Source organism: Burkholderia sp. THE68 (assembly GCF_009938265.1).
Taxonomy (GTDB): domain Bacteria; phylum Pseudomonadota; class Gammaproteobacteria; order Burkholderiales; family Burkholderiaceae; genus Caballeronia.
In genome coordinates, this window is the sequence record NZ_AP022317.1 from 667324 (window position 1) to 693980 (window position 26657).

The following is a 26657-nucleotide window of genomic DNA, read 5'->3' on the forward strand; positions in this document are numbered from 1 at the left end:
CCAGCAACATGATCATCGATTGCCACGGTCACTTCACGACCGTCCCTGCATCGTTTCGCGACTGGCGCGCGAAACAGATCGACTCGGCCAACGATCCGGCCAACGCGCCGCCGCTCTCGGGCGCGCATGTCAGCGATGACGACATCCGCGAAGGCGTGGGCAACGGACAGTTGCGCCTGCAGAAGGAACGCGGCGGCGACCTCACGCTGTTTTCGCCGATTGCCGGTCTCATGAGCCATCACCTCGGCAACGAGCGCACGAGCCTCGAATGGGCCGAGGTGTCGAACAACCTCGTGCGCCGCGTCTGCGATCTGTACCCGGACAACTTCGTGCCGGTGTGCCAGTTGCCGCAGTCGCCGCTGGCGCCGCCGAAGAACTCGGTGCCTGAGCTGCGCCGCTGTGTCGAAGAGATGGGTTTCGTCGGCTGCAATCTAAATCCCGATCCGAGCGGCGGCTACTGGACCGGCAAGCCGATGACCGACCGCGAGTGGTACCCGCTCTACGAAGCGCTGTGCGATCTCGACGTGCCGGCCATGATCCACGTCGCGGCATCGTGCAATCCGTGTCATCACGGCACCGGCGCGCATTACCTGAACGCGGATACCTCGGTGTTCATGCAGTTGCTGCAGGGCGATCTGTTCAAGGACTTCCCGACGCTGCGTCTGGTCATTCCGCACGGCGGCGGCGCGGTGCCGTATCACTGGGGGCGTTATCGCGGCATGTCGCTGGAGATGGCCAAACGTCCTCTCGAAGGGCTGTTGAACAACGTCTTCTTCGATACCTGCGTCTATCACCATCCAGGCGTGGAACTGCTGACCAAGGTCGTGCCGACGAGCAACGTGCTGTTCGGTTCGGAGATGATCGGCGCGGTACGCGGGCGCGATCCGAATACGGGCCAGTACTTCGACGACACCAAGCGCTACCTCGACGCATGCACGGCGTTAAGCGATGCGGATCGCCACGCGATCTTCGAAGGCAATGCGCGGCGCGTGTATCCGCGGCTGGACCAGCATCTCAAGGCCAAAGGACTGTGATTCGACGAGAGTTGAACGGACACCATGAACATCATCGACATTCATCCTCATATCATCTCCGATGACGAGAAGCGCTATCCGCCCGCGCCGCTCTTCGGCAAGCGCTCGGACTGGTCGCAGGAAAGGCCCAATACGGTCGAGGCATTGATCGCGGCGATGGACGAAGCGGGCGTCGCCAAGGCAGCGGTCGTGCATTCGTCGACGACGTACGGCTTCGACAACAGCTATGTCGTCGACGGCTGCAATCAGTACAAGGACAGGCTCATCGCCGTGGGTTCCGTCGACATGCTGGCCGACGACGTGCCCGCGGTCATCAAGGGCTGGGCCGACCAGGGCCTGGCGGGTCTGCGCATCTTCACCGGCGGATCGACCAAGGATTTCGATCCCAGCGAACTCGATAACCCGAAGTCGTTCAAGGCGTGGGAGATGCTCGCAGAGCTGAAGCTGCCCATGTGCATCCAGACCGGACCGGTCGGCTTGCCGCAAGTACGCATGCTCGCCACGAAGTTCCCGGCGGTGAACATCATTCTCGATCACCTCGCGCGTCCCGATGTGCTCGATGGTCCGCCGTATGCCAACGCCGCCAGCCTGTTCGAGCTCGCCGATCTGCCGAACGTCTATATGAAGCTCACGCCGCGCATCTTCGGCGACGTGAAGAAAGAGAAGGCGAGCGCCGCGACTTTTTTCCCGCGCGTGGTCGAGGCCTTCGGTGCACAGCGCCTGGCGTGGGGTTCGAACTTCCCGACATCGCCCGGCACGCTGAGCGAGATTCTCGCGACGGCCGGGCAAGGGCTCGCGTGCCTCGGCGAGGAAGACCGCGCGTGGATTTTTGGCAAGACCGCGCAGACGCTTTATCCGGCTTTGAGCTGAGAAAAAAGAGAGATCACCATGTCCAACATCCGCCTGAACAGCATCATCCGCGCCTTCGAATCGGGCAAGGCCGCGCACGCCGCGTTCGCCAAGCTCGACAAGCAGACCGCCATCGAGATGAGCGATTCGCCTTATGACGGCATCGTGTTCGAAATGGAGCACAACCCGTATGACGTGAGCGCGCTCGGCGACGCACTGCAGTACATGCTCAGCCGCAAGCAGATTGCCGAGTCCGGATCGGTAGCGGCCAAGGTGACGCCTCTCGCGCGCATTCCCGCGAACGGCGCCGAGATGAACCAGAGCTTCGCCAAGCAGGTGCTCGATCGCGGCGCCTATGGCGTGATCTGGCCGCACGTGGCGACGGTCGAGCAGGCGTATAACGCGGTCGCGTCGTGCCGTTATGCGCGTCCGAAAAACGCGCCGCTCTACGAACCCAGGGGCGTTCGCGGCGATGGCCCCGCGAATGCGGCGCGCTATTGGGGCCTCTCGATGCAGGATTACTACGAGAAAGCCGATGTCTGGCCGCTCGCCCCGCAGGGCGAAATCCTCGTCGGGCTGATGTGCGAGAGCACGCAGGCAATCGAAAACCTCGATGACATTCTCGCCAACGTGCCGGGCATCGGCTTCATTCTGATCGGCGAGGGCGATCTCAGCCAGGAACTCGGGCTGCCGCGTCAGTACGAGCATCCGGAAGTCGTCGCCGCAATGCGTCAGATCGCGGAGACCTGCCACAAGCACAAGGTCGTGGTCGGCAATCCGCATGTCACGGCCAAGAATCATCGCCGCTTGCAGGAGGAGGGTTATCGCTTTCTGATGTCGGCGCCCGCGCGCACCTACGGCGTGGTCGGTCTCGCACGCGAACTGGCGGGTTACTGATGAACGGCGCCGAAAGTCTCGTCGCGACGCTGGTCGGGCAGGGCATGGACATCTGCTTCGCCAATCCGGGCACGTCGGAGATGCATTTTCTCGCCGCGCTCGGCAACAATCCGAAGATGCGCAGCGTGCTGTGCCTCTTCGAAGGCGTGGCCACCGGCGCCGCCGATGGCTGGTACCGGATGAAGGACACGCCCGCGTCGACGCTGCTGCATCTGGGGCCGGGCCTGGCGAACGGACTTGCGAACATCCATAACGCGAAGCGCGCGTCGTCGGGCATGGTCAACGTCGTCGGCGAGCATTCGGTGTCGCATCTCAGGTACGATCCGCCGCTGACCTCCGATATCGAAGGTCTCGCGCGGCCGCTGAGCCACTGGGTGCGCCGCGCGGAATCGCCGGACACCATCGCGTGGGATGCGGCGCAGGCTGTCTCGAAGGCGAGCGAGTATCCGGGACAGATCGCCACGCTGATCCTGCCCGGCGATACCTCCTGGCAGACCGTGACCGCAACGCCCGCCGTGTTGCCGGTGCGCGCCGAAGCGCGCAAAGCGCCGTCCGCCGCGCGCATCGAGCACATCGCGCGCGTGCTGCGCTCGGGCGAGCCGGCGCTGATCGTCCTCGCGAACAAGGCGACGCGCGGCGCGGCCCTCGAGAAGGCGGGCCGTGTGGCCGCCGCCACCAACGCCACGCTGGGCTCGCAGTTCTTCACCGCGCGCATCGAACGCGGCGCGGGCCGGGTGCCGCTCGCGCGCATTCCGTATGCGGTCGCGCAGGCCACGGCGTTCCTCGAGGACTTCAGGCACATCATCACCGTCGAGACGCGCGAGCCGGTGGCCTTCTTCGCGTATCCAGACAAGCCGAGCCTGCTCAAGGCAGAAGGCACGCTGGTGCATACGCTCGTCGAAGCCGATGAGGATAGCGAACTTGCTTTCGACATGCTCTTGCAGGCACTCGGCGCGAGCGGCGCGGCGCCCGTTCTCCAGCCGCGCATCGAGACGCCGAAGCCGGCCGGTGCGCTCAACCCGACGAGCATCGCTCACGCACTGGCCGCGGCGTTGCCCGAGCATTGCATCGTCGTGGACGAGTCGCTGACGACGGGGCGCGAGTCGATGAGCCTGACGATGGGCGCGCTGCCGCACGATCTGATCAACAACATGGGCGGCTCGATCGGTTATGCGACGCCCGTCGCTACCGGCGCGGCGCTCGCGTGTCCCGACCGGCGCGTGTTCTGCATGGTCGGCGACGGCAGCGCGATGTACACCATTCAGTCGCTCTGGACGCAGGCGCGCGAGGGGCTGAACGTGACGACCATCATCTTCGCGAACAACAGCTACGCGATCCTGAAGGCGGAGTACGCCAACATGGGCGCGGGCGCGCCGGGTGAACGCGCGCTCTCGATGATCGATATCGACAAGCCGAGCATCGACTGGCTCGCGATGGCGAAGAGCATGGGCGTGCCGGCCGTGGCCGTCGAGACGGCGGAGAGTTTCCACAAGGCGTTGGTCGATTCGGCGCGCGAGCCGGGTCCGAGTTTGATTGAGGTCAGGCTTTAATCAGAAAAGCTAAGCAAAAGGAGTAAAAACCATGACAACGACGCAGACGACCTTGCGCGTCAACCTGGCCGACTACGCGGTGACCAAAGCGATGCGCGAAGGCCGCGTGCGCTCGGACCTCGTGACGCTCGACTACTGCGGTCCGACGCCCGCGCACAACGGTTTCAAGGCGATGGTGCGCGAGAGCAGGTTCGACGCCGGTGAACTAGCGATCGTCACGTTCCTGCAGGCGAAGGCGTACGGAAAGCCGTACGTGCTGTTGCCGACGCCGATTTCCGGACGTTTTCAGCATCACTGCGCCGGGTACAACATCGATTTCGGTCATCTCGATCCGAAGGACATCGAGGGCAGGCAGGTCGGCGTGCGGACTTACACGCAGACGACCGCGCTGTGGATTCGCGGCATCCTGCGCCACGAATACGGAGTCGATCTCGACAAGGTCACATGGATGACGCTGGGTGACGGCCACCTCGCCGAGTACAGCGATCCGCAGAACTGCCAGCGCTTGCCGGCGGGTTCGTCGATTCCGCGGATGACGCTGGATGGGCAACTCGCGGCCGCGTTGCTCGGCGAAGACATGCCGAAGGACGAGCGCGTTCGCACGCTCGTCCCCGACGCGCATGCCGCCGCGAAGGACTGGTTCTCGCGTACCGGCGTGGTGCCGATCAACCATATGTTCGTGGTGCACGAGAAGCTGTCGAAGGAGCGGCCCGATATCGTTCGCGAACTGTATCGGATGATCGTCGAGAGCCGTGCGAGCGCGGAGAGCGTGCCTGCGGTGTTTCCGCCGATCGGGCTTGAGGCGAACCGGAAAGGGCTGCAACTGGCGGTTGACTGGGCGCTCGATCAGAAGATCATTCCGCGCCGCCTGTCCGTCGACGAACTGTTCGACGATGTCACCGGTTCGCTCGGATAAGCGCCAGGAATGACGCCTTCACGCGATTCGTCATCGTTGTCCGTGGAGGCGCGCATCGATGGAACCTCGCTGCTCCGCCACGCGCCGCTGACGCGATTCCTCATTGCTCGCTTCGGGTCGATTTCGGCGCAGCAGATGCTGATGCTGGCGATCAGCTGGCACATGTACGACCTGACGTCGAGCGCGTGGGATCTGGGCCTGGTCGGGCTCTTTCAGTTCGTTCCAGGGCTTGCCACGACGCTCGTCGCTGGACATTGCGCCGACCGGATGCATCGCGGACGCATGGTCGCGGCCTGTCTCGCGGTGCAGGCCGTCATCGCGGCGTTGCTCGTCGTCGCCACGGTCGGCCACAGCATGACGCGCGACATGCTGCTCGGGCTGTCGCTCGCGCTCGGCGCGATCCGGCCGTTTCAGATGGCGGGGCAGCAGGCGCTCCTGCCGATGCTCGTTCCGCAGAAACTGCTCGCGCGATCGATGGCGCTCGGCACCGTGGTTCAGCAAACGTCCGTCATCGCCGGTCCCGCGATGGGCGGGATGCTGTTCGCGGTCAGTGTCATCGCCGTCTATCTGACCAGCGCGGTGCTCTTCTGCATCAGCGCCGTGATGTATGCATGGGTCCGTTACGACTACGTTCCGCCGCCGCGTGAACCTGTCACGGCGAATACGATTCTCGCGGGACTGCGTTTCATCTGGGGCAATCCGCTGTTGCTCGGCGGCATCTCGCTCGATCTGTTTGCGGTGCTGTTCGGCGGCGCTACCGCGTTGCTGCCGGTCTACGCGAAACAGATTCTGCATGTCGGGCCGCAAGGCCTCGGGTTGCTGCGTTCCGCGCCGGCGGTGGGCGCGCTATGCGTCGGTCTCTTTCTCTCCCGACGCGCCATCGTCAGCGGAGTCGGCAAGAAGCTGCTGATTGCCGTCGCCATTTACGGATTCGCCATCGTCGGCTTCGGACTGTCCCGGTCGTTTTCGGTCTCGCTGTTGCTGCTGGCGATTTCGGGCGGCGCCGACACGATCAGCGTGATCGTACGGCAGACGCTCGTTCAACTGGAAACGCCGGATCGCATGCGCGGACGGGTCGCCGCCGTGAACACGCTGTTCATCGGCGCGAGCAATCAGCTCGGCGAATTCGAGTCCGGCCTGACGGCTGCGTCGTTCGGGGTCGTGGGTTCGGTGGTCGTCGGAGGCTGCGCGACGATACTCGTCAGCCTCGCATGGAGTCGTCTGTTCAAGCCGCTCGCGAGACGCGATGCGTTGCATTGAATGACTTGAGGGTTTCGTTAAGGCATCGGCAATTGATCTCAATGGACCGAAGCAGCGATGACCCCGATGATGACGATAAGCCTTCCCGGAGTTGATCATGCGAGTCTGGACCTTGAACCTGCTGCGGCGATGCAAGTCATCGCTTGGAGTGCTGAACGATATTCACGGCTTCGTCGATTTGAGCGGCGCTCAGCGTAATGCGAGACGGTCATGAGACAGCCGACCACATCGCTTCGATATCTCGTGCATGACTGGCTCGGCGCCGTCGAGAGCATGCGCGTCAGCAGACCGGCTCGCTCGCAGCGCATGCCATGGCGCGCCGTGCGTATCGAAGTCGCGCGCTCGTCCGCTGCGTTTGCGATCGTCTTCTTCCGCCATGGCGATGGGTCATGGTGCATCTATCCGCCCGCGACGTTTCCGCCCGCGACTAGATTGTTCAGAACATAGCATCCCTGAATTGTTGCGACGCACACTCTTCATGGCTTGATAACTAGGCGTTTTCCCCTAGTATCCTTGTAAGGATTACTGGGAGGCGCTGCCATGAAAGCGTTTATCAAAGCAGTCGTTGCACTGGTCCTTGCGGCACCGGTCGTTTCGTACGCTCAGGGAGACGGCCAGTCCCTTACGCGCGCGCAAGTCCGCGCCGATCTCGTTCAGGCCGAAAAATCCGGCTACGGCCCAACCGCATGGGCCGACTTCCCGGATGGCGAAGTACAGGCCGCGAAATTCCGGCTGGCATCGCAGAAGGCGGCTGCGGCGAAAGCATCCGGCCGTACGTCCCAGCCCGGTGATATCGCCCGATAGCGGCCGCTCAGGGCACGCGTATGAACGGGTTGTTCAGCAGGGGCGAATCCTGAAAGCGACTCGGCGCGTTTTCACGAAGGAACTGCTGAATCTGGCTCGACGTGCGCGACACCTTGATCTCGCTGATCATCGACAAGGTCGCGCCGGGCGGGATCGTCACGCTCTGGTTGATCAGCGGATTGAAGCCCACGAAACTGACGACGGGAAAAATCGTGACCTCGCCGAACGAGTTCTGCGGCGCTGGCAGAATTTCCGTGATCGAACGATTCGTGATGACGGCCACCGTCGTGCCGACGATATCCAGCCCGCTGTAATCCGGCACTTCGAGATTCGACTGACTCGGTTTATAGCCGAGACCGCTCATCCATAGCTGCACGGGCGCATTGCTCTTGTTCTGGATGTCGACCTTTTCGGTCAAGCGGGATTTGAGCGTTCCGGCGGTGTCGCCGTCGACGGTATAGACGATACCGCCCAGCACCGTGCCTGAAAGGGCGCCTGTGCCGTAACCCAGAATAGGGCCTTGCGCGTGTATCTGATTGGTCGTGACATGCGCGTCCGCGTGCATGTGTCCGAGGTCGATAAAGGTCGATGGGCCGGATGGATAGATCAGGATTCGCCGGCCGTCGACGTTCCATTCGAGCGTTCTGACGAGCTGCACGGGATCGCTCGGCAGATTCAGGTTATAGATAGGATCGTCGCGCGTGACGGTGAGCGTCGAGTTGTTGTTCGAGGTGCTCACGGCGTCGGCCAGTGCGAGGGCGGGAATGGCCAACAGGGCCAGAAGAATCGTTAGCGCGCGCATGGCAACCTCCATCGACCTGTTCCAAACGAAACGTTAGTACACCGATGGCAAACTGCAAGGTGCGCGCGAATCAGTCCGATCGTGCGTGAGTTTTTGATGCCGTTGCAAGCGGTTTGGCACGAACGTCCGTCGCGCGTTCTGAATGCGGTTTGACAGAGTCTGGACTAGTCCAATCAAACGGCCTAAGTTCGAAGTGCGCACGCATTCACTTGACGTCGTGCCGGGGCGGGGCGTGCGCGAGTGTGGCATTTCCTCTGGGGAGGTCATCATGCCGCAATGCATGCATACTCACGGGCCCTCTCGCCGCATGTTCCTGTGCTGTAGTGCGTCGGCGACTTTCAGCGCACTCATCGGCACACTCCTGAGCTCTTCTTCCGTCGCCAAAGCCGAGCCCCTCGCGGGCGACGTACCCACGGTCGACCGCGTTGCGCTGCGGGTGGTCACGGATAGCTATCAACTGGCGATCGCGCCGAGCGGAAGGACAGGCAACGTCGAAGTGACGCGCTTCGGCATGCCGCCGGCAGGGAAATCGTTGCTGGGCGAGTTTGGTTTGTCCATGCACGTCGAATCGAACGGCAATGGCGAGACGCGCAACATGCTGATCGATTTCGGATTCACGTCGGAGACGCTGGAGAACAACTTGTCCATGCTGGGCATTGCCCCGGAACGGCTCGACGCACTCGTTCTGAGCCACGGTCACTACGACCACTTCGGCGGGCTCGCGGGATTTCTACAGCACAACCAGCGCAGGCTTCGACCCGGCCTGCCGTTGTATCTGGGCGGCGAAGAGGCGTTCTGCACGCGCGAGTGGACGGCCGGCAAGATCGAAGATTTCGGCGCGATCGATCGTCGCGCGTTGACAGCCGCCAGGATCAAGGTCTTCAGCACCGAAGCGCCGTCGATCATCGCCGATCACGGTTTCACCACGGGAAGGATACCGACCGCATCGTTCGAACAGGTGATGTCGCCGAGCCGCATGCATGTGGGCACCAAGGATGGCATCGGCTGCTTTCCGGACAAGCTCGCGACCGAAAAGCAAAGCGTGCAGGTCATCCCCGATGATTTCCAGCATGAGTTAGCGACATGCTTCAACGTGAAGGGGCGCGGTCTGGTGGTGATTACCTCGTGTAGCCATCGCGGCGTGATCAACACGGTCCGGCGCGCGATGGAGGTTTCTGGCGTCCAGAAAGTGCATGCGGTGGCGGGAGGATTTCATCTGGCGCCGCAAAAGGAAGAGTACGTCAGGCAAACCGTCGCTGCGCTGAGGGACGTCGATCCTGACTACATCATTCCGATGCACTGCTCCGGAGAAACGTTCGCCCAGATCCTGCAGAAAGAGATGCCCGACAGGTTCATTCGTTCATACACGGGAAGCCGGTACGTTTTCGGCGCATAGTAGAACGTCGGCAATGCGTAGTTTTTGCCGCGTCTATTAGCGTATTTCCTTTTGATCGCCCGGCTGTCGCTCAAGGAGTTGACGATGAAACTGATCTCAGGCATCGCTACGGCGCTGTTGGTCGCGGCGGCGGGGTCGTCCCTGCAGCCGGCGAATGCGCAGTCTTCTGGAATCCATCGCACGGACCTCGTCAAGCAGGACCTGAGCGCGCCGGGTCGTGAAGGCATACAGGTCAAGGTCGACTTCGATCCCGGTGCGTTTGCCGCCAGACATTCGCATCCGGGTGAAGAGATCGCCTATGTACTGCAAGGCACCCTGGAGTATCGGCTCGATGACCGGCCGCCCGTGACCCTGAAGGCCGGCGACGCGCTCTTCATTCCGGCGGGGACCGTTCACTCGGCAAGAAACGTCGGCGATGGCAGTGCATCCGAACTGGCAACGTACATCGTCAGGAAGGGCGAACCGCTGGTCGTGCCGGCGCACTAGCCTGAAATCGGCCGTCGACATGCGGAGACAACACGATGCTATTGAAAGACGCACTCGCGGTAGTGACCGGCGGCAGCAGTGGCATAGGCCTTGCCGCCGCCGAACGATTCGTGTCCGAAGGCGGGCGTGTGGTGATCAGCGGGCGTGATGCGGAGAAACTGCGACGCGCCGCAGAGATGCTCGGCGAAAACGCGCTGCCTGTCGTTGCGGACGCCGCCAGCACGAACGATATGAAACGGCTCTATGAGACCGCTGTCAATCACTTCCAGCGCCAGGTGAACGTGGTGGTCGCGAATGCGGGTATTTCCCGGCAAACGCTGGTGCATGAAACAACGCTGGAGCAATTCTCCGATGTGTTCTACACCAACGTCGGCGGAGTCTATGTCACCGTGCGCGAGGCGCTGCCCTATCTCGCGCGTCCCGCATCGATCATTCTCGTCGCGTCGCTCGCGGCCGGTCAGGGCACGAAAAATTTCTCGGCATACTGCGCGTCGAAGGCGGCCGTCGTGTCGCTTGCAAAGAGTTTCGCGGCAGAGTTCGTCGAATCCGGCATACGCGTCAACAGCATTTCGCCGGGCGTTGCCAACACGCCGATTTTCGATAGCCTGGGCATGTCGGAAGCGCAACTGCTGGACTGGTCGAACGTGATTCCGATGAAGCGGCCAGCCGAGCCCGCCGAAATCGCGGCGGCCATGCTTTTCCTCGCGTCCGATGCATCGCGCTACATGACCGGCGCGGACCTTGCCGTCGACGGCGGCATGTCGGGCATCAGTCCGTTCTGATGCCATCGTCTAAGCAATTTTTCACGCAGCGTAACGTCGTTCCGCGCTGTGCTGCGGCTGGCGTCTTTCGAGCACGGCGGGCGCGGTTTCCTTCATCGCCAGTGCGCAGCATGTCGAGACGATTCCGAGCGACGAGAACATCAACGCCGGTCCGATCCAGCCGAACGCGCCGTACATCCCGGTCGCGATGATCGGCAACAGACCCGCGATCACCGATGCGCCGTTATAGCCGAGCGAAATCCCCGACGAGCGCACATTGGCGGGAAACTGCTCGGAGAACCAGCTTGCTTCGACCGCGAAGATCGGGTCGTGACTGAAGAGCAGCGACAGCGCGACCGCGACGATCACCATGATGAGCGCGCCGGTGTTGATGAGCATGAACATCGGCACGCCGAACGCGATGGTGAAGAGCGCGCCCATCATGAACACCGGACGGCGGCCGATCCTGTCGCTCAGCGCGCCGTAGATCAGATGGCTCGCGAGACCGAGCGCGGAGCCGATCAACGTGCCCCACAGGACATGACGCGTGGTCGAAATATGCGCGAGCGTGACATACGACAGCATGAAGCTCGTCGTGATGTAGTAGCCGCCCGTTTCCGCCATGCGCAGGCCGATGATCTTCAGAATGCTGCGCCAGTCGCTCTTGATGACTGCGAGCGCGGGCTGTTTCATCACCTTGTTCTCGGCTTTCACGGCTTCGAATTCCGGCGATTCCGACACGCTCATCCGGATGAAGATGCCGATCGCGACCATCACGAAGGACATGAGAAACGGCATGCGCCAGATCCAGTCGCCTTCGAAGAGCGCGCCCGACAACAGAAACGCGCCGTTCGCGAGCAGCAGGCCGAGCGGAATGCCGAGCTGCGGCACCGCGCCGAAGAAGCCGCGCCGCTTTTCCGGCGCGTGCTCGCACGCCATCAGCACCGCGCCGCCCCATTCCGCGCCGAAGCCGATGCCCTGCACCATGCGCAGCAGAATCAGCAGGATTGGCGCGAGCACGCCGGCCTGCGCATAAGTCGGCAGGAAGCCGATCAGCACGGTGGCGCCGCCCATCGCGATGAGCGACCAGAACAGCACCGCCTTGCGGCCGACGCGATCGCCGTAATGCCCGGCGAGATAGCCGCCGAACGGGCGCATCAGAAAGCCGATCGCGAGCGTCGCGAACGACGCCAGAATGCCGACGATCGGCTCGGTCGTGTGAAAGAAGATCTTGCCGAACCAGGCCGCCGCGGCGGTGCCGTAGATGAAGAAGTCGTAGCTCTCGACCGCCGAGCCGATCATCGACGCGACGGCGACTTTCACCGCGCGGTCTTCGTTGTTGCTGCTCATGTTGTGTCGTCTCCGGATACTGCGTTGCGCCTTCGAAGAGGCGCTTTCAACGCGACAAGTGGGGTCCCGGCTTCAGGACTGCTTCCAGGTTTCGATGACGCGGCTGTCGTCGCGCAGGCCGAGTCCCGCATCGGCGGCTTCGCGATAGCGCGCGTTCGCGGTCGACAGCAGCGGCACGTCCGCGCCGCACGACTTCGCGGCATCGGCCACGAGATCGCTGTCTTTCACGAAGATGTTGATCGAACTCGTCACGTCGACGTCCGTGCCTTGCAGCATGCGCGGACCGCGATCGGACAGCATCCACGAACCCGCCGCGCCTTTCTCGATGAATTCGAGCACGGCCGCCGGATCGAGGCCGAGCGAGCGCGCCAGATTCAGGGCTTCCGCCGCCGCGACGATATGCACCGAGCACAGATGCTGATTGACGACCTTGATCGCCTGGCCGTCGCCGAGCCTGGGGCCGGTGACGCGCACGCTGCCCATCGCGTCGAGCACGGGGCGCGCGGCGTCGATGTCCCGCACGTCGCCCGACGCGAAGATCACCAGTTGCCCGGTTTTCGCGCGCGCGGTGCCGCCGGTCACGGGCGCATCGACGACGCGCGCGCCCGCTGCCGCGAGCCGTTCGCCTTGCGCGCGCACCGCGTCGGGACCGACCGTCGACATGACGACCCAGGTTTGTCCGTCGAGCATCGTGCCGACGCTTTCCACGAGCGATGCGAGTTGCTGCGGCGTCGCCACCATCGCGATGACGACGTGCGGCGCGGGCGCGGCCGCGAAGCTGTCGACGGCGGGAAGGCCGCTTTGCTGCGCCAGTTCGAGCGCGCGCGGCGACAGATCGACGCCGGTCACGCTGTGTCCCGCGCTCTGGATACGCAGCGCCATCGGCAGACCGATTGCGCCGATGCCGACAAATGTCACGTTCATGCTCTTCTCTCCGCTCACTTCAGCCACGTCTTGATGTTCTCGACGATAGACAGCGTCGAGATGCCGTAGCGGTCGTGCAGCGTCGGCAGCGCGCCCGCATCGAGGAACTGGTCGGGCAGCGCGACATGCCGATATTCCGGCATCACGCGATGACGCACGAGCGCGCTCGTCACGGCATCGCCGAGACCGCCGATCACGCTGTGGTTCTCCGCGACGATCACGAGACGCCCCGGCTTCCTGCATTGCTCGACGATGGTGGCTTCGTCCAGCGGTTTGATGGTCGGCACGTGCAGCACGCCGACGCTCGCGGAGCCGTCGTCGAGCGCTTGCGCGGCTTCCAGCGCGCGCATCGTCATGATGCCCGACGAGATGATCAGCACGTCCGCGCCGTCGCGCAACATCTTCGCTTTGCCGAGTTCGAAGCTGTAATCGTAATCGTCGAGCACGGCGGGCACTTTGCCGCGCAAAAGGCGCATGTAGACCGGGCCGTCGTGCGCCGCGATGGCGGCGACCGCCTGCTCGGTGTCGAGCGCGTCGCACGGGTCGATCACGGTCATGCCGGGAATCGCGCGCATCAGCGCGAGATCTTCCGTCGCCTGATGGCTCGGGCCGTAACCGGTCGTGAGTCCCGGCAGCGCGGCGCAGATCTTCACGTTGAGGTTCTCTTCCGCGATCACCTGATGGATGAAGTCATACGCGCGGCGCGTCGCGAAGACCGCGTAAGTCGTCGCGAACGGAATGAAGCCTTCCTTCGCCATGCCGCCCGCCGCGCCCATCAGCAGCTGCTCGGCCATGCCCATCTGAAAGTGACGCTCGGGAAACGCCTGGCCGAAGATATGGAGGTCCGTGTACTTCGACAGGTCGGCCGTCATGCCGACGATGTTGCCGCGCTTCTCGGCTTCGGCGACGAGCGCATGGCCGAACGGCGCCGGGCGCGTCTTCTGGCCTTCCGACGCGATCGACGCGATCATCGCGGAGGTCGTCAGGCGGGGCTTCTTTTCAGCGACGGCGCTCATGCCTGGTCTCCCTGTGCTGCTGCGTGGTTCTGGTCGAGCACGGCGATCGCCTGCTGCCATTCTTCCGGATCGACCCGGATGAAGTGATTCTTCTCGCGCGTCTCCAGAAACGGCACGCCCTTGCCCATCAGCGTATCGAGCAGGATCACGCGCGGCTTCGCTTCGGTCAGCGCGCGGCAGCGGTCGAACGCCGCGACGAGCGCGGGCATGTCGTTGCCGTTCACGCGCTCGACGTGCCAGCCGAACGACACGAACTTGTCCGCGAGCGGTTCGAAGCCGAGCACGTCGTGCGACGCGCCATCGGCCTGCTGGCGGTTGATGTCGACCATCGTGATCAGATTGCCGAGACCGTGATGCGCGGCGGAAAGCGCGGCTTCCCAGGTCGCGCCTTCGTCGAGCTCGCCATCGGACATCGAGTTGTAGACGAAGGCCGGATTGCCCTTCAGACGCAGGCCCAGAGCCATGCCGACAGCGATCGTCAGGCCCTGGCCGAGCGAGCCGCCCGAGATTTCCATGCCGGGCGTGTAGGTCGCCATGCCGGACATCGGCAGGCGGCTGTCATCCGAACCGTAGGTTTGCAGCTCCTCCTCGGGGATGACGCCCGCTTCGATCAGCGCCGCGTAAAGCGCGATCGCGTAGTGGCCGTGCGAGAGCAGGAAGCGGTCGCGGCCTTCCCATTCGGGCTCGCCGGGGCGGATATTCATCGCGTGGCACCAGGCGACGGCGAGGGCATCGGCGAGTCCGAGCGCCTGGCCGATATAGCCCTGGCCCTGCACTTCGCCCATGCGCAGCGCGAAGCGGCGAATGCGATACGCGTGATGGTCGAGCTTCGCGACGGTGGCGGACTGCGCCGACGCCGAGCCTGCTTGCGGCTCGGCCTCTGTGATCATTGTCATGGCTGTTCCTGCGAAAGACGGGAGTGAGTGCCTCGACAACCCCCGACGGCTGCAGTTGTCTCCTGTTCAGCAATCGGACGGGTGTAGGAACGAGGTCGGCCTAATTTAGCCTTGACAACCGGGGCTGACAAAAGAAAAGATTGCACCAACTATTGAATGCCATTCACGAATCCCGCGCATGAACGTCTTCCGCAAGGTTCCGCTTTCGTATATTCGGGTTTTCGAGGCTGCCGGGCGCACGCTGTCTTTCGCCGACGCCGCGCGCGAGCTGAGCCTGTCGCCGAGCGCGGTCAGTCATTCGGTGCGCAAGCTGGAGGATCTGCTCGGACATCGCCTGTTTCTGCGCAGCACGCGTGAAGTGCGTCTGACGCGCGAAGGCGCGATGCTGATGGAGCACATTCAGCGCGGCATGGACGAGATGCAGCGCGGTTTCGCGCTGCTGACGAGCGAGGAACGCACGCCGCTGCGGCTGCACACCGCGCCGAGCTTCGCGACCCAATGGCTGCTGCCGCGGCTCGCGGGTTTCGTGCGCGACCATCCGAACATCGATCTGCGCTTTTCGGCGAGCACCGATTACGCGCGTTTCGACGACGACTTCGATCTCGACATCGTCTATGGCGAGCCGAAGCCATCGCCGCACGAAAAGATTCCGCTCGCGCTCGAAGGGCTTGCGCCGCTGTGCACGCCCGCGCTCGCGGAGCGCATCCGCAAGCCGGAAGACCTGTATCACATGCCGTTGATTCAGTGCGAAGTGCAGATGTATCAGTGGAAAGGCTGGTTCGAAGCCAATCAGCTGCCGCCGCCGACACACTACGGTCTGCGCTTCGACCGCAGTTCGATGGCGATCGCCGCCGCCGTCGATGGCCTGGGCGTCGTGCTCGAATCGACGTTGCTATCCGAACGCGAGCTGCAACGCGGCGAACTCGTGCGCCCGCTCGCCGGTTCGACGCGCGAAGTGGAATATGTCGGGCATTACCTCGTGCATCCGCGCAGGGCGCATCGGCACGAGGCATTCGAGACGTTCAAGGCGTGGTTGCTGCACGCGCTCGGCATCGCCGGCGCTTCATGACACCACGTTGACCGGATGGCCCGCGACGAAGGCCGCGACGTTGTCCATCAACTGATCGGCGAGCGTTTGCTGCGCTTCATCCGAGGCCCACGCGACGTGCGGCGTCACGATCACGTTCGGCCGGTTCGCGACGCGCATCAGCGCGTTGTCGGGCGCGGGCGGCTCGGTCGTCAGCACGTCGAAGCCGATGCCGCTGATCAATCCTTCGTCGAGCGCGGCGACCAGCGCGGCTTCATCGACGAGACCGCCGCGCGCCGTGTTGATGATGAGCGGCTTCTTCTTCATCGCGCGGAATTCGGCGCTCGACAGCATGCCGCGCGTCGCTTGCGTAAGCGGGCTGTGGATCGTGATGACATCGCTGGTCGCGAGCACGTCGTCCCACGGCGCGTAGAGCGGCCCCATGTCGCCGCGCCCTTTGTGCGCCGCGAATTTCGGCTTCATGCCGAACGCCTTCGCGATCTCCGCGACGCGCTGCCCGAGCACGCCCTCGCCGATGATGCCGAGCGTCGCGCCGCCCAGATCGCGGATCGCGTGATTGAAGAAGCAGAACTGGCCGGACTTCTGCCATTCGTCGGCGAGCACGTCATCGCGATACGCGATCAGGTTGCGGCGCAGCGCCAGCATCAGCGCGAACGTATGCTCGGGAACGGTATTCACCGCATAGCCGCGAATGTTCGACACGACGATGCCGCGCTTCGCGCACGCCGCCTTGTCGACGACATCCGTGCCGGTGGCCGCGACCGCGACGAGCCTGAGCGTCGGCACTTGCGCGACGACGTCCGCGGTGATCGCCACCTTGTTGGTGATGACGATGCTCGCGCCCTGCAAGCGCGACGCGACTTGGTCGGGCGCGGTGCGGCCGTATTCGACGAGTTCGTGTTCGAACGCGGGACGCTTGAGCGTGATCTGCGGCGCGAGCGTTTCGCGGTCGAGAAAGACGATCTTCTGCATGGTGTTCCTGAGTTGAAAGTTCAAAGATGCCGCTTCACTTCGGCGACGACATGCGCCGGCGTGATGCCGAAGTGCTCGTAAAGCGTCTCGGCCGGTCCCGATGCGCCGAAGCCCTTCATGCCGACGAAGCCGTCGCGTTCGCCGAGATAGCGGTCCCAGCCGAAGCGCACGGCCGCTTCCACGACGACGCGCACGCTGTCGACGCCGAGCACGCTCATGCGATACGGCGCGTCCTGCTCGTCGAAGAGTTCGCAGCACGGCATCGATACGACCGCGGTCGCGATGCCCTGCGCCTGCAATTGCTCGCGCGCGGCGAGCGCAATCGCGACTTCCGATCCCGTCGCGATGAGCGTGACGCGCCGCGGCCGGCCATCCGCATCCGCGATCACGTAGCCGCCGCGCGCGCTCAGGTTCGCGTCGTCGTGCGTGCGGCGCACGAGCGGCAGCGCCTGGCGCGCGAACACCATGGTGCTCGGGCCGGTCTTGCGCTCATACGCGAGCATCCAGCATTCGGCGGCTTCGACGGCGTCGGCGGGACGGAACACGCGCATGTTCGGCATCGCGCGCAAGGACGCCAGGATTTCGACGGGCTGATGCGTCGGGCCGTTCTTGCCGACGCCGATCGAATCGTGGCTGAACACGAATTTCACCGGCAAACCCATCAGCGCGGCCATCCGCATGGCCGGGCGCTCGTAGTCGGCGAACGCGAGATACGTGACTGCGAGCGGCACGACGCCGCCGTGCGCCGCCATGCCGTTCGCCATCGATCCCATCACGTGCTCGCGCACGCCGCAATGCACGTATGCGCCGCCGCCATCCTCGGCGGTGAACGCGCGCAGGCTGCGCTTGTGGCTCGTCGGCGCTTCGAGGTCCGCGCAGCCGATCATGCGTTCGGGCAGCACGTTCACGAGCAGATCGTTGATCTCGGCGGAAATCATGATGCCGCCGGGCGCTTCGTCCTGCTTCGATGCCTCGCGCTTGTAGTCTTCGAGCGTCCGGCGCCAGCCAGCGGGCAACTCACCAGCCTGGATGCGATCGAATTCGGCGCGATCTTGCGCGGACAGCGACGCGAGCCGCTCGCGCCATGCGCGATACTCGCCTTCGCTGTGACGGCCCGCGTCGCGCCAGGTTTTCAGCACATCGGCGGGAATCTCGAAGGCCGGGTGCGGCCAGTTCAGTTCGTTGCGCGCGGCATCGGCGTCCTTCTCGAAGAGACGTCCGCTATGGCCGCCGCGTTGACCCTGCAAGCGCGCGATGCCGCGTGCGATCACCGTGCGGCACGCGATCATCGACGGACGCGGGTCCTGCTTTGCTTCTTCGAGCGCGCGGGACACCGCTTCGAGATCGTGCCCGTCGACTTCGACGACATGCCAGCCCGCGACGCGAAAACGCGCGCTCACGTCCTCGCTGATGGACAGCGCGGTGCTGCCGTCATCGGTGATGCGGTTGTCGTCCCAGCACAGAATCAGCTTGCCGAGCTTCAGATGCCCGGCGAGCGAGATCATTTCCTGCCCGACGCCTTCCTGCAGACAGCCGTCGCCGACGAACGCATAGGTATGGTGATCGACGAGGCGATCGCCGAACTTCGCGCTCAGATACGCTTCCGCGACCGCCATCCCGAACGCATTCGCGATGCCTTGCCCGAGCGGTCCCGTCGTCACTTCGATGCCCGACGCCGTATCGAATTCCGGATGGCCTTCGCAATGCGAGCCCATGTCGCGAAACGTCCTGATCTGATCGATGCCGAAGTTCGCGTAACCCGTCAGATGCAGCACGGCGTAGAGCAGCATCGAACCGTGCCCGTTGGACAGCACGAAGCGGTCGCGGTCGGGCCATTGCGGATCGGCGGGATTGAACTTCAGATGGCGCGTGAACAGCGCGGTCGCGATTTCGGCCATGCCGAGCGGCACGCCCTGATGACCTTCGCCCGCGCGCACGATGGCGTCGATGGCGAGAAAGCGAATGGCGTTCGACAGCGGCTGCGTGTCGATGGAAGACATGACTTCTCCTTGCCGCTCCGGCGAGGAGCGGCATCAAAGGGACAGGAAGAGAGTTATTTCAGGAAGCCCGTGGAGATCCACGGAATGGCGGCGACGAGAATCAGGCCGGCGATCAGCGCCAGGATGTAGCCGATGATCGGCTTCATGCCTTCGTCGGGATGGATGCGGCTCACCGCGCACGCCGAGTAATAGCCGACGCCGAACGGCGGCGCGAACAGGCCGACGCCCATCGACAGGATCACGACCATCGCGTAGTGCACCTCGTTGATGCCCATTTGCCGCGCGATCGGGAACATCAGCGGGCCGAACAGCACGATCGCCGGAATGCCTTCGAGCACGCTGCCGAGCACGATGAACACCAGGATCGACGCCGCCATGAACATCCACGCGCCGCCGGGCAGCGCGGCCATGGTGCGCGCGAGCTGGCCCGAGAAGCCGGATTGCGTGAGCGCCCACGCCATGCTCGTCGCCGCGCCGATGATGAGCAGGATCGCGCCGGAGAGGGCGGCGGTATCGATCAGCATCGGCTTGAGGCGCGTCCATTCGAAGCGGCGGTAGATCAGGAGGCCCGCGAGAATCGCATACGCGATGCCGATGGTGGACACCTCCGTCGCCGTCGCGACGCCTTCGACGACCGCCGCGCGAATCACGAACGGCAACGCGAGCGCGGGCAGCGCGATGGCGAGCCGGCGCACGATTTCGCCGCGCGTCGCGCGCTTCACGTTCGACAGGTCGTCCACGCGATACCGCCACCACACGACCGCGCACAGCGTGATCGCGAGCACGACGCCCGGCAGCATGCCGCCCGTGAACAGCGCGGAAATCGACACGCCCGTGACCGAACCCAGCGTGATGAGCACGAGGCTCGGCGGAATGGTTTCGGTCTGCGCGCCGGTCGCCGCGAGCAACGCGACCAGATCGCCGGGTTTCGCGCCGCGCGCCTTCATCTCGGGAAACAGCACCGGCGCGACGGCGGCCATGTCGGCGGCCTTGGAGCCGGAGATGCCGGAGACGAGATACATCGCGCCGACGAGCACGTACGACAGGCCGCCGCGCACGTGGCCGAGCAGGCTCGCGAGGAACGCGATCATCGCGGCCGCCATGCCTGTCATCTCGATCAGCTGGCCGAGGAACACGAACAGCGGCACCGACAGCAGAATCAGATGCGACATGCCTTCGTCCATGCGCCCGACCACGACGACGAGCGGCGTGCTGGTCGTCAGCGCGAGGTAGCCGAAGGTCGCGAGGCCGAACGAGAACGCGATCGGCACGCCCGACAGCACGCACACCGCAACCAGCCCGACGAAGAAGATCAGCAGGTTCAGATTGCCGAGATCCTTCAGCACCGGGCTCGCCGCGTAGAACGCGCCCGCGATGGCCGCGACCAGCGCGAGCGCGCCGAGCACGAGCTTCCAGTCGCCGACCCGCGCGAGCCGCAGGCACGCGACCAGCAGCATCAGACCCGAGCCGATCGGCAGCGCCGCCGCGCGCCACGAGTTGGGAATGTCGAGCGCGGGCGTCGTGATGAAGGCTTCGTCCTGCGCGAAGTCGAAGGCCGGGCCGACGACCATCGCGAGGAACGCGAGCGGCGCGGCAATCGCGACGACATCGAGAAACGCGCGCATGCCCGGCGACGCCATGCCGACCAGCGCCGTCATCCGCATGTGCTCGCCACGGCGCAGCGCGACGACCGCGCCGAGCATCGCGAGCCAGAGGAACAGCATCGAGGCGAGTTCATCGGACCAGACGAGCGGCGTATGCAGCACATAGCGGCTCGTCACGCCCGCGAGCAGCACGAGGATTTCGGCCACGACCAGCAACGCAGCCGGAATCTCCACGAGATGGCCGAGCACGGTATCGAGTTTCGCGGCGACACTGCGGTGCGGCGCCGGATGCGGAAGCATGATCGTCTGCATGGTCTTCATACCAGTTTGCCGGTGTACTTCTCGAGTGCGCCCCAGCCTTGTTCGCCGTACTTCGCTTTCCAGTCGGTATAGAAGCTGGTTTTCTTCAGGGCGCTGCGGAAGGCTTCGCGATCCACGTCGACCATGTTGATGCCCTTGGCCTTCAGGTCATCGCGCAAGGACAGGTTCAGCTTCGCGATGTCCGCGCGCTGATTCATGCCGGCGGCCTCGAATTCGCGCGTGACGATCGCGCGCATGTCGGCGGGCAGCTTCTCCCACGCGCGGCGGTTGCCGAGAATCCAGTACGCGTCCCATACGTGCGAGGTCAGGCTGATCGACTTCTGCACTTCGTAGAGCTTCGCCGTCGCGATGATCGGCAGCGGATTTTCCTGACCTTCGACCACGCCCGTCTGCAACGCGGAATACAGTTCGTTGAAGTTGATCGGCGCGGGGCCGGCATCGAGCGACTTGAACAGCGACGTGAGCATCGGCGCCTGCGGCACGCGGATCTTGAAGCCCTTCAGGTCGGCGGGCGTCTTCACGACGCGCGTCGACGAACTCACCTGACGGAAGCCGTTGTCCCAGGGTTTCGATACCGCGATGATCCCCGACTTCTCGATCTGCTGACGGATATAGCCGCCGAGATCGCCGTCCATCGCTTTCCAGACCGTGTCGTAATCCGGAAACGCGAAGCCCGTGTTGACGATGCCAGCGGCGGGCGTCAGCGTCGCGAGAATCGACGAGGCCAGGTTGAAGAACTCGACGCCGCCGCTGCGCACCTGCGAGAGCAGGTCGGTGTCGGAACCGAGCTGGTTGGCGGGAAAGAGCTTGATATCGACCCGGCCGGCGGTGGCTTCGCGAATCTTGTCGCACGCCTGCTGGCCGCGAATGTTCACCGGATGCGTCGGGTCCTGTCCGGTCGCGAGCTTGTACGAAAACTCCGCCGCCGATGCGCGGCGCGTCGTGATGGCAAAGAGCGGCGCGGCGGCGGCGATGGTCGCGCCCGCCTTCAGAAACGTGCGCCGGTCGATGCCGCTGTCCTTCGTGCGAATGGTCATGGTGTGCTCCTCCAACCTGATGATGTCGATATAAGTGTTGTTATCCGATGCCGCGCCCTGTGCGCGTGAGCGTTTATCCGTGGATCAGCATGCCTCCGTTCACGTCGATGACGGCGCCGGTGATGTACGAGGAAATCGGCGCGGACAGAAACAGGAACGCGCCCGCGACGTCATCGGGCACGCCGAGACGATTGAGCGGAATGCCCGCGAGAATCTCGACGCGCTTTTCGTCGCTGATCTTGCCTGCATTGATATCGGTCTGAATGAGGCCCGGCGTCACGCAGTTCACGCGGATGCCGTCGATGCCGAACTCGCGCGCCATGGCTTTCGCGAGGCCGAGCACGCCCGCCTTCGCAGCGGAATAGTGCGGGCCGCCGAGAATGCCGCCGCCGCGCTGCGCAGACACCGACGACATGCAGCCGATCGAACCGCCGCCGTTGCGCTTCATCACCGGCACGACCGCCTGCGACAGATACAGCACGCCGCGCAGGTTCACATCGAGAATGCGGTCCCAGCTCTTGCTGTCGATATCGAGCAGCTTCAACGCCTGCGTGATGCCCGCGTTGTTGATGAGAATATCGATGGTGCCGAGGTCCGCGACGATGCTGTCGACCGCGGCGCCGCAGGCGTCGCGGTCGGTCACGTCGCATACATAGCCGCGATGTTCCGGGCCGATGCTGCTGGCGGCTTCGCGCGCGGCGGCGGCATCGAGATCGAGAATGACGACCTTCGCGCCGTGCTTCGCGAACATGCGCGCCGTCGCCATGCCGATCCCGCGCGGCGATGCCGCTCCGGAGATGACGGCGACCTTGCCTTCGAGAAGACGCGACTCTGACATGATGGGATGCTCCTGATAGGGGTGAGGTGAATGAAGGCTCAGTTCAGCCAGCCTTTGATGGTGTTGCACATCGCTTCGGTGGAAATGCCGTAGCGATCGTGCAGCGTCGGTAGCGCGCCCGCGTCGAGGAACGCGTCGGGCAGGGCGATCTGGCGGAAGGCAGGCGTGACGCCCGCGCCGAGCAGCTTGCGCGCGACGGCTTCGCCCAGTCCGCCGATCGTCGTATGGTTCTCCGCGACGACGACCATGCGGCCCGTGCGCTTCGCTTCGCGCAGGATGGTCGCGGTGTCGAGCGGCTTGATGGTCGGCACGTGAAGGACGGCGACATCGACGCTGTCTTCGCGCAGGGCCTTCGCGGCTTCGAGCGAACGCATCGTCATGATGCCGGTCGAGATCAGCAGCACGTCGTTGCCGCCGCGCAGAAGCTTGGCCTTGCCGAGTTCGAACTGATAGCCGTATTCGTCGAGCACGGCGGGCACGTTGCCGCGCAACAGGCGCGCATAGACCGGACCCTTGTGCGCGGCGATGGCCGGCACCATCTGTTCGATGTCGAGCGCATCGCACGGATCGATGACGGTCATGTTCGGCATCGCGCGCATCAGCGCGAGGTCTTCGGCGGCCTGATGGCTCGGGCCGTAGCCCGTCGTCAAACCAGGCAGCGCGGCGACGATCTTCACATCGAGATTGTCTTCCGCGATGGTCTGATGGATGAAGTCATACGCGCGGCGCGTCGCGAACACCGCATAGGTCGTGACGAACGGTTGCGCGCCTTCGTGCGCCATGCCAGCCGCCGCGCCCATCAACAGTTGCTCGGCCATGCCCATCTGGTAATAGCGCTCGGGAAAGGCCTGCGCAAAGATATGCAGGTCCGTGTATTTGCCGAGGTCGGCCGTCATGCCCACGATGTTGGTATTCGTGCGCGCCAGTTCGGCAAGCGCGTGGCCGAAGGGCGCGGAACGCGTGAGCTGTCCTTCGTTCGCGATCGACGCGATCATCGCGGAGGTTTTCAATCGCGTGTTCATGCGCGTCTCCCTTGTTCGAGCGCTTCGAGCGCGAGCTTCCATTCGTGCGGATCCACGCGGATGAAGTGGTTCTTCTCGCGCTCTTCGAGAAACGGCACGCCGCAGCCCATCTTCGTATCGCATACGATGATGCGGGGCTTCGCGTCCTTCAGCGTGCGCGCGGTGTCGAAGGCCGCCTTCACCGCGCCGATGTCATTGCCGTCGATGCGCTGCGTGTGCCAGCCGAACGCTTCAAGCTTGTCGACGAGCGGCTCGAACGCCATGATCTGCGTCGACGGGCCATCGGCCTGCTGATTGTTCACATCGACGATCGCGATGAGGTTGTCGAGCTTCCAGTGCGCCGCGGACATCAGCCCTTCCCAGATCGCGCCTTCGTCGAGTTCGCCATCGGAAAAGAGCGTGTAGACGAAGGACTTCGAGCCTTTGCGCTTCAGGCCGAGGCATCGTCCGACGGCGATCGTCAGGCCTTGCCCAAGCGAGCCGCCCGACATCTCCATGCCGGGCGTGTAGCTGGCCATGCCGGACATCGGCAGGCGGCTGTCGTCGCTGCCGTAGGTTTCGAGTTCGTCCGCGGGCAGCACGCCCGCTTCGAAGAGCGCCGCATACAGCGCGATCGCGTAGTGACCGTTGGAGAGCAGGAAGCGGTCGCGCGCTTCCCACTCGGGGTCTTCCGGGCGATGGTTCATCGCGCCGAAATAAGCGACGGCCAGTACGTCGGCGATATCGAGCGCCTGGCCGATATAACCCTGACCCTGCACTTCGCCCATCAGAAGCGCGTTGCGGCGAATGCGATACGCATGCTCCGCGAGTTGCGCGATGTCGTTGTTCACGCTTTTGTCTCCATCGTTTTTATGTTGGCGCGCTGCTCAGGGTTATCCCTCGAATCGAGCACGTTGCCGGTAGATAAAAGCGTATTCGCGTGCGCTCACGCGCTCAAACGAATTAAAGTGGCGTATCGTTGAATTCAATTCACTCGAATACTGCAATGCACAATCGCGTCACACTCAAGTCCATACAGGCCTTCGAGGCGGCCGCGCGGCTCTCGTCCTTCGCGCTTGCAGCAGACGAACTGTTCGTGACGCCCTCCGCGATCAGCCATCAGATCAAGCTGCTGGAAGAGCAGTTGAGCGTGCGGCTGTTTCATCGCGTGCACCGCGCCGTGATCCTGACGGACAGCGGCCGGCAATATGCGGAAGAGATCGCGGCGGCGTTCGCGCGCATCGAGAAGGCGACGCGCGATATCGGCCGCGTCGCGAAGAGCGACATCCTCACCGTGCATTCGACGCCGAGCTTCGCGACGCAATGGCTGATGCCGCGCCTCGCGCGCTTCTCCGCGCAGAACCCGGACATCGATCTGCGCCTGAACGCCTCGAACGATCCGGTGGACCTGACGCGCGCATCGGTCGATATCGATCTGCGCTACGGCGCGCGCAAGCTGCAGCCGGCGGGCACGCTGGTGCTCGATCTGCCGTCCGAGACGATCGTGCCGCTGTGTTCGCCGAAGCTGATGGAAGGCCCGCATCCGATTCGCGCGGTCGCGGACCTGAAGCATCACACGCTGATCCACAGTGAGAACTGCCTGGCCGGATGGCGCGACTGGATGCGCCTGCATCGAAAGACGCCGCTGGATATTTCGCGCGGACCGCGCTTCGATCGCTCGTTCATGGCGATCAGCGCGGCGGCCGATGGCGTCGGCGTGTGTCTGGAAAGCCTGCTGCTCGTGCAGCGCGAACTCGATACCGGCAGGCTCGTCGCGCCGTTCGGTCTGGACGGGCTGCGTGTGAATGGCTACACGCTGAATCTGCTCAAGTCGTCGGTGGATTTGCCCAAGGTGAAGAGTTTTCAGGACTGGCTGTTCGAAGAACTCGGCTGACGATGCCTTGAGGGATAAACGCTATTCGTCCGACCGGGCGGCGAGGCGATAATCAGGCATCTGAAAGCATTCTTGAGCCAACATGCGCGACCGAATCGACGATGAGATCACCTTCCGCAAGCTCGAAGTCCTGCTCGCCTTCATGGAGACCGGCAATCTGGCGAAGGCGGCCGAGGCGCTGAACGTGAGCACGGTCAGCGTGCATCGCGCGCTGCACTCGCTCGAACAAGGCGTGCGATGCGCGCTGTTTCGCCATGAGGGCCGCAATCTCCGCTCGACCGAAGCGGCGCAGATGCTCGCCGATGTCGCGCAAGAGGTGATGACGCTGATGTCCGACGGCATTCGTGCGACACGCGAAGCCGCGGGCTACTCGTCGGACCGTCTGAAGATCGGCTCGCTGTATTCGCTGACGATCAAGACCGTGCCGGGCATCGTCGTCGATATCAAGGTGCGCAGGCCGACGCTTCAGGTCGAACTGGTGCTCGGACCGAACGTCGAACTGGTCGACAAACTGAAGCGAAGCGAAATCGACGCGGCGCTGATGGCCGTGCCCGATGCCGATCCGGAAATCGAATCCATCCCGCTGTTCGAAGACGACATTTTCTTCGCCGCGCCGGCCGGCTCGGTCTACGCGAATCAGGAAGCCGTCGATCTGCGAGACTGCCGCGACGAAACGTTCGTGTCGCTCGGCGAAGGCTTCGCGACGTATCACGGTTTCGTGGAAGCGTTTCGCGTCGCGGACTTCACGCCGAACGTGACGATGCGAACCGGCGATATCTTCTCGCTGATGAATCTGGTGAGCGGCGGCGTCGGCTATACGCTGCTGCCGGGGCGCGTGCGCGGCGTGTTCGGCGACAAGGTGCAGTTCATTCCGCTCAAGCCGCAATATCTGATGCGCCAGACGATCGGCGTCAGTTTCCTGCGCGCGCGAGAGCGCGACCCGAACCTGCTCGCGCTGATGGCGGTCTGCCGTCTGCGCACGAGAAACGCTGGCTGACGCT

At 64.1% G+C, this 26657-nt stretch carries 26 protein-coding genes; 14 read left to right on the forward strand and 12 right to left on the reverse strand.

The features are described from left to right. Nucleotides 1-8 precede the first annotated feature (8 nt). From BTHE68_RS24375 to BTHE68_RS24410, 8 genes are all read left to right on the forward strand, one after another. Entirely contained in the window at nucleotides 9-1034 is a 1026-nt protein-coding gene (locus BTHE68_RS24375; protein ID WP_162068851.1) for an amidohydrolase family protein, read from the forward strand. A gap of 24 nt (nucleotides 1035-1058) precedes the next feature. Continuing rightward, nucleotides 1059-1904 carry an amidohydrolase family protein gene (locus BTHE68_RS24380; RefSeq protein WP_162068852.1) on the forward strand — a complete coding sequence of 282 codons (846 nt, stop codon included), beginning with the start codon at nucleotides 1059-1061 and terminating at the stop codon, nucleotides 1902-1904. A gap of 18 nt (nucleotides 1905-1922) precedes the next feature. After that, nucleotides 1923-2780, forward strand: a complete 858-nt coding sequence (locus BTHE68_RS24385; protein ID WP_162068853.1) for an HpcH/HpaI aldolase family protein — start codon at nucleotides 1923-1925, stop codon at nucleotides 2778-2780. Further along, nucleotides 2780-4330, forward strand: a complete 1551-nt coding sequence (locus BTHE68_RS24390; RefSeq protein ID WP_162068854.1) for an acetolactate synthase large subunit — start codon at nucleotides 2780-2782, stop codon at nucleotides 4328-4330. The genes BTHE68_RS24385 and BTHE68_RS24390 overlap by 1 nt, the downstream gene beginning before the upstream one ends. Nucleotides 4331-4361: 31 nt before the next feature. Then, nucleotides 4362-5246 carry a type 2 periplasmic-binding domain-containing protein gene (locus BTHE68_RS24395; RefSeq protein WP_162068855.1) on the forward strand — a complete coding sequence of 295 codons (885 nt, stop codon included), beginning with the start codon at nucleotides 4362-4364 and terminating at the stop codon, nucleotides 5244-5246. A 9-nt stretch (nucleotides 5247-5255) separates the two neighbouring features. Further along, a complete protein-coding gene (locus tag BTHE68_RS24400; RefSeq protein ID WP_162068856.1) occupies nucleotides 5256-6506 on the forward strand; it encodes an MFS transporter in 1251 nt (416 codons plus the stop codon). Between the two features lie 210 nt (nucleotides 6507-6716). Continuing rightward, the gene (locus BTHE68_RS24405; protein WP_162068857.1) at nucleotides 6717-6953 is read left to right on the forward strand and encodes a hypothetical protein; all 237 of its coding nucleotides are present in this window, start codon (nucleotides 6717-6719) and stop codon (nucleotides 6951-6953) included. Between the two features lie 93 nt (nucleotides 6954-7046). Next, nucleotides 7047-7310 carry a DUF4148 domain-containing protein gene (locus BTHE68_RS24410; protein WP_162068858.1) on the forward strand — a complete coding sequence of 88 codons (264 nt, stop codon included), beginning with the start codon at nucleotides 7047-7049 and terminating at the stop codon, nucleotides 7308-7310. A gap of 7 nt (nucleotides 7311-7317) precedes the next feature. On the opposite strand, the gene BTHE68_RS24415 is transcribed toward BTHE68_RS24410, so the two are convergent. Then, complete coding sequence (locus tag BTHE68_RS24415; protein WP_162068859.1) at nucleotides 7318-8112, reverse strand: hypothetical protein; 795 nt, start codon at nucleotides 8110-8112, stop codon at nucleotides 7318-7320. A gap of 268 nt (nucleotides 8113-8380) precedes the next feature. Here BTHE68_RS24415 and BTHE68_RS24420 point away from each other — a divergent pair, with 268 nt between their 5' ends. The 3 genes from BTHE68_RS24420 to BTHE68_RS24430 all read left to right on the forward strand — a co-directional run bounded on the left by BTHE68_RS24420 (nucleotide 8381) and on the right by BTHE68_RS24430 (nucleotide 10776). Continuing rightward, nucleotides 8381-9508 carry an MBL fold metallo-hydrolase gene (locus BTHE68_RS24420; protein WP_162068860.1) on the forward strand — a complete coding sequence of 376 codons (1128 nt, stop codon included), beginning with the start codon at nucleotides 8381-8383 and terminating at the stop codon, nucleotides 9506-9508. An 84-nt stretch (nucleotides 9509-9592) separates the two neighbouring features. Beyond that, on the forward strand, nucleotides 9593-9994 hold the full coding sequence (locus BTHE68_RS24425; protein ID WP_162068861.1) for a cupin domain-containing protein: 402 nt from the start codon (nucleotides 9593-9595) through the stop codon (nucleotides 9992-9994). A 35-nt stretch (nucleotides 9995-10029) separates the two neighbouring features. Then, nucleotides 10030-10776: an SDR family NAD(P)-dependent oxidoreductase gene (locus BTHE68_RS24430; protein WP_162068862.1), complete on the forward strand. Its 747-nt coding sequence runs from the start codon at nucleotides 10030-10032 to the stop codon at nucleotides 10774-10776. Nucleotides 10777-10797: 21 nt separating this feature from the next. On the opposite strand, the gene BTHE68_RS24435 is transcribed toward BTHE68_RS24430, so the two are convergent. From BTHE68_RS24435 to BTHE68_RS24450, 4 genes are all read right to left on the reverse strand, one after another. After that, nucleotides 10798-12105: an MFS transporter gene (locus BTHE68_RS24435; RefSeq protein ID WP_162068863.1), complete on the reverse strand. Its 1308-nt coding sequence runs from the start codon at nucleotides 12103-12105 to the stop codon at nucleotides 10798-10800. 72 nt (nucleotides 12106-12177) lie between these two features. Further along, nucleotides 12178-13029, reverse strand: a complete 852-nt coding sequence (locus BTHE68_RS24440) for an NAD(P)-dependent oxidoreductase (RefSeq protein WP_162068864.1) — start codon at nucleotides 13027-13029, stop codon at nucleotides 12178-12180. A 14-nt stretch (nucleotides 13030-13043) separates the two neighbouring features. Beyond that, the gene (locus BTHE68_RS24445) at nucleotides 13044-14045 is read right to left on the reverse strand and encodes a transketolase family protein (protein ID WP_162068865.1); all 1002 of its coding nucleotides are present in this window, start codon (nucleotides 14043-14045) and stop codon (nucleotides 13044-13046) included. Further along, the gene (locus tag BTHE68_RS24450) at nucleotides 14042-14830 is read right to left on the reverse strand and encodes a transketolase (protein WP_232078096.1); all 789 of its coding nucleotides are present in this window, start codon (nucleotides 14828-14830) and stop codon (nucleotides 14042-14044) included. The genes BTHE68_RS24445 and BTHE68_RS24450 overlap by 4 nt, the downstream gene beginning before the upstream one ends. A 289-nt stretch (nucleotides 14831-15119) precedes the next feature. On the opposite strand from BTHE68_RS24450, the gene BTHE68_RS24455 reads away from it, so the two are divergent. Then, nucleotides 15120-16010 carry a LysR substrate-binding domain-containing protein gene (locus tag BTHE68_RS24455; RefSeq protein WP_162068866.1) on the forward strand — a complete coding sequence of 297 codons (891 nt, stop codon included), beginning with the start codon at nucleotides 15120-15122 and terminating at the stop codon, nucleotides 16008-16010. Here BTHE68_RS24455 and BTHE68_RS24460 read toward each other — a convergent pair. From BTHE68_RS24460 to BTHE68_RS24490, 7 genes are all read right to left on the reverse strand, one after another. Continuing rightward, a complete protein-coding gene (locus BTHE68_RS24460; protein ID WP_162068867.1) occupies nucleotides 16005-16961 on the reverse strand; it encodes a D-2-hydroxyacid dehydrogenase in 957 nt (318 codons plus the stop codon). The genes BTHE68_RS24455 and BTHE68_RS24460 overlap by 6 nt on opposite strands. A gap of 20 nt (nucleotides 16962-16981) precedes the next feature. Continuing rightward, nucleotides 16982-18961 carry a transketolase gene (gene tkt, locus BTHE68_RS24465; RefSeq protein WP_162068868.1) on the reverse strand — a complete coding sequence of 660 codons (1980 nt, stop codon included), beginning with the start codon at nucleotides 18959-18961 and terminating at the stop codon, nucleotides 16982-16984. Nucleotides 18962-19014: 53 nt separating this feature from the next. Then, nucleotides 19015-20877, reverse strand: coding sequence for a TRAP transporter large permease (locus BTHE68_RS24470; RefSeq protein WP_162069174.1), 1863 nt, complete (start codon nucleotides 20875-20877; stop codon nucleotides 19015-19017). A gap of 5 nt (nucleotides 20878-20882) precedes the next feature. Continuing rightward, nucleotides 20883-21923: a TRAP transporter substrate-binding protein gene (locus tag BTHE68_RS24475; protein ID WP_061178457.1), complete on the reverse strand. Its 1041-nt coding sequence runs from the start codon at nucleotides 21921-21923 to the stop codon at nucleotides 20883-20885. Between the two features lie 73 nt (nucleotides 21924-21996). Beyond that, on the reverse strand, nucleotides 21997-22761 hold the full coding sequence (locus BTHE68_RS24480) for an SDR family NAD(P)-dependent oxidoreductase (RefSeq protein WP_162068869.1): 765 nt from the start codon (nucleotides 22759-22761) through the stop codon (nucleotides 21997-21999). Nucleotides 22762-22799: 38 nt separating this feature from the next. Further along, entirely contained in the window at nucleotides 22800-23783 is a 984-nt protein-coding gene (locus BTHE68_RS24485; protein WP_162068870.1) for a transketolase family protein, read from the reverse strand. Next, a complete protein-coding gene (locus BTHE68_RS24490) occupies nucleotides 23780-24550 on the reverse strand; it encodes a transketolase (protein ID WP_225936403.1) in 771 nt (256 codons plus the stop codon). The genes BTHE68_RS24485 and BTHE68_RS24490 overlap by 4 nt, the downstream gene beginning before the upstream one ends. A 218-nt stretch (nucleotides 24551-24768) precedes the next feature. On the opposite strand from BTHE68_RS24490, the gene gcvA reads away from it, so the two are divergent. Together gcvA and BTHE68_RS24500 are read left to right on the forward strand one after the other, a co-directional pair. Next, nucleotides 24769-25656 (forward strand): transcriptional regulator GcvA, encoded by an 888-nt coding sequence (gene gcvA, locus BTHE68_RS24495; protein ID WP_162068872.1) that lies wholly within the window; start codon nucleotides 24769-24771, stop codon nucleotides 25654-25656. Nucleotides 25657-25738: 82 nt separating this feature from the next. Further along, on the forward strand, nucleotides 25739-26653 hold the full coding sequence (locus BTHE68_RS24500) for a LysR family transcriptional regulator (RefSeq protein WP_162068873.1): 915 nt from the start codon (nucleotides 25739-25741) through the stop codon (nucleotides 26651-26653). Nucleotides 26654-26657 lie beyond the last annotated feature (4 nt).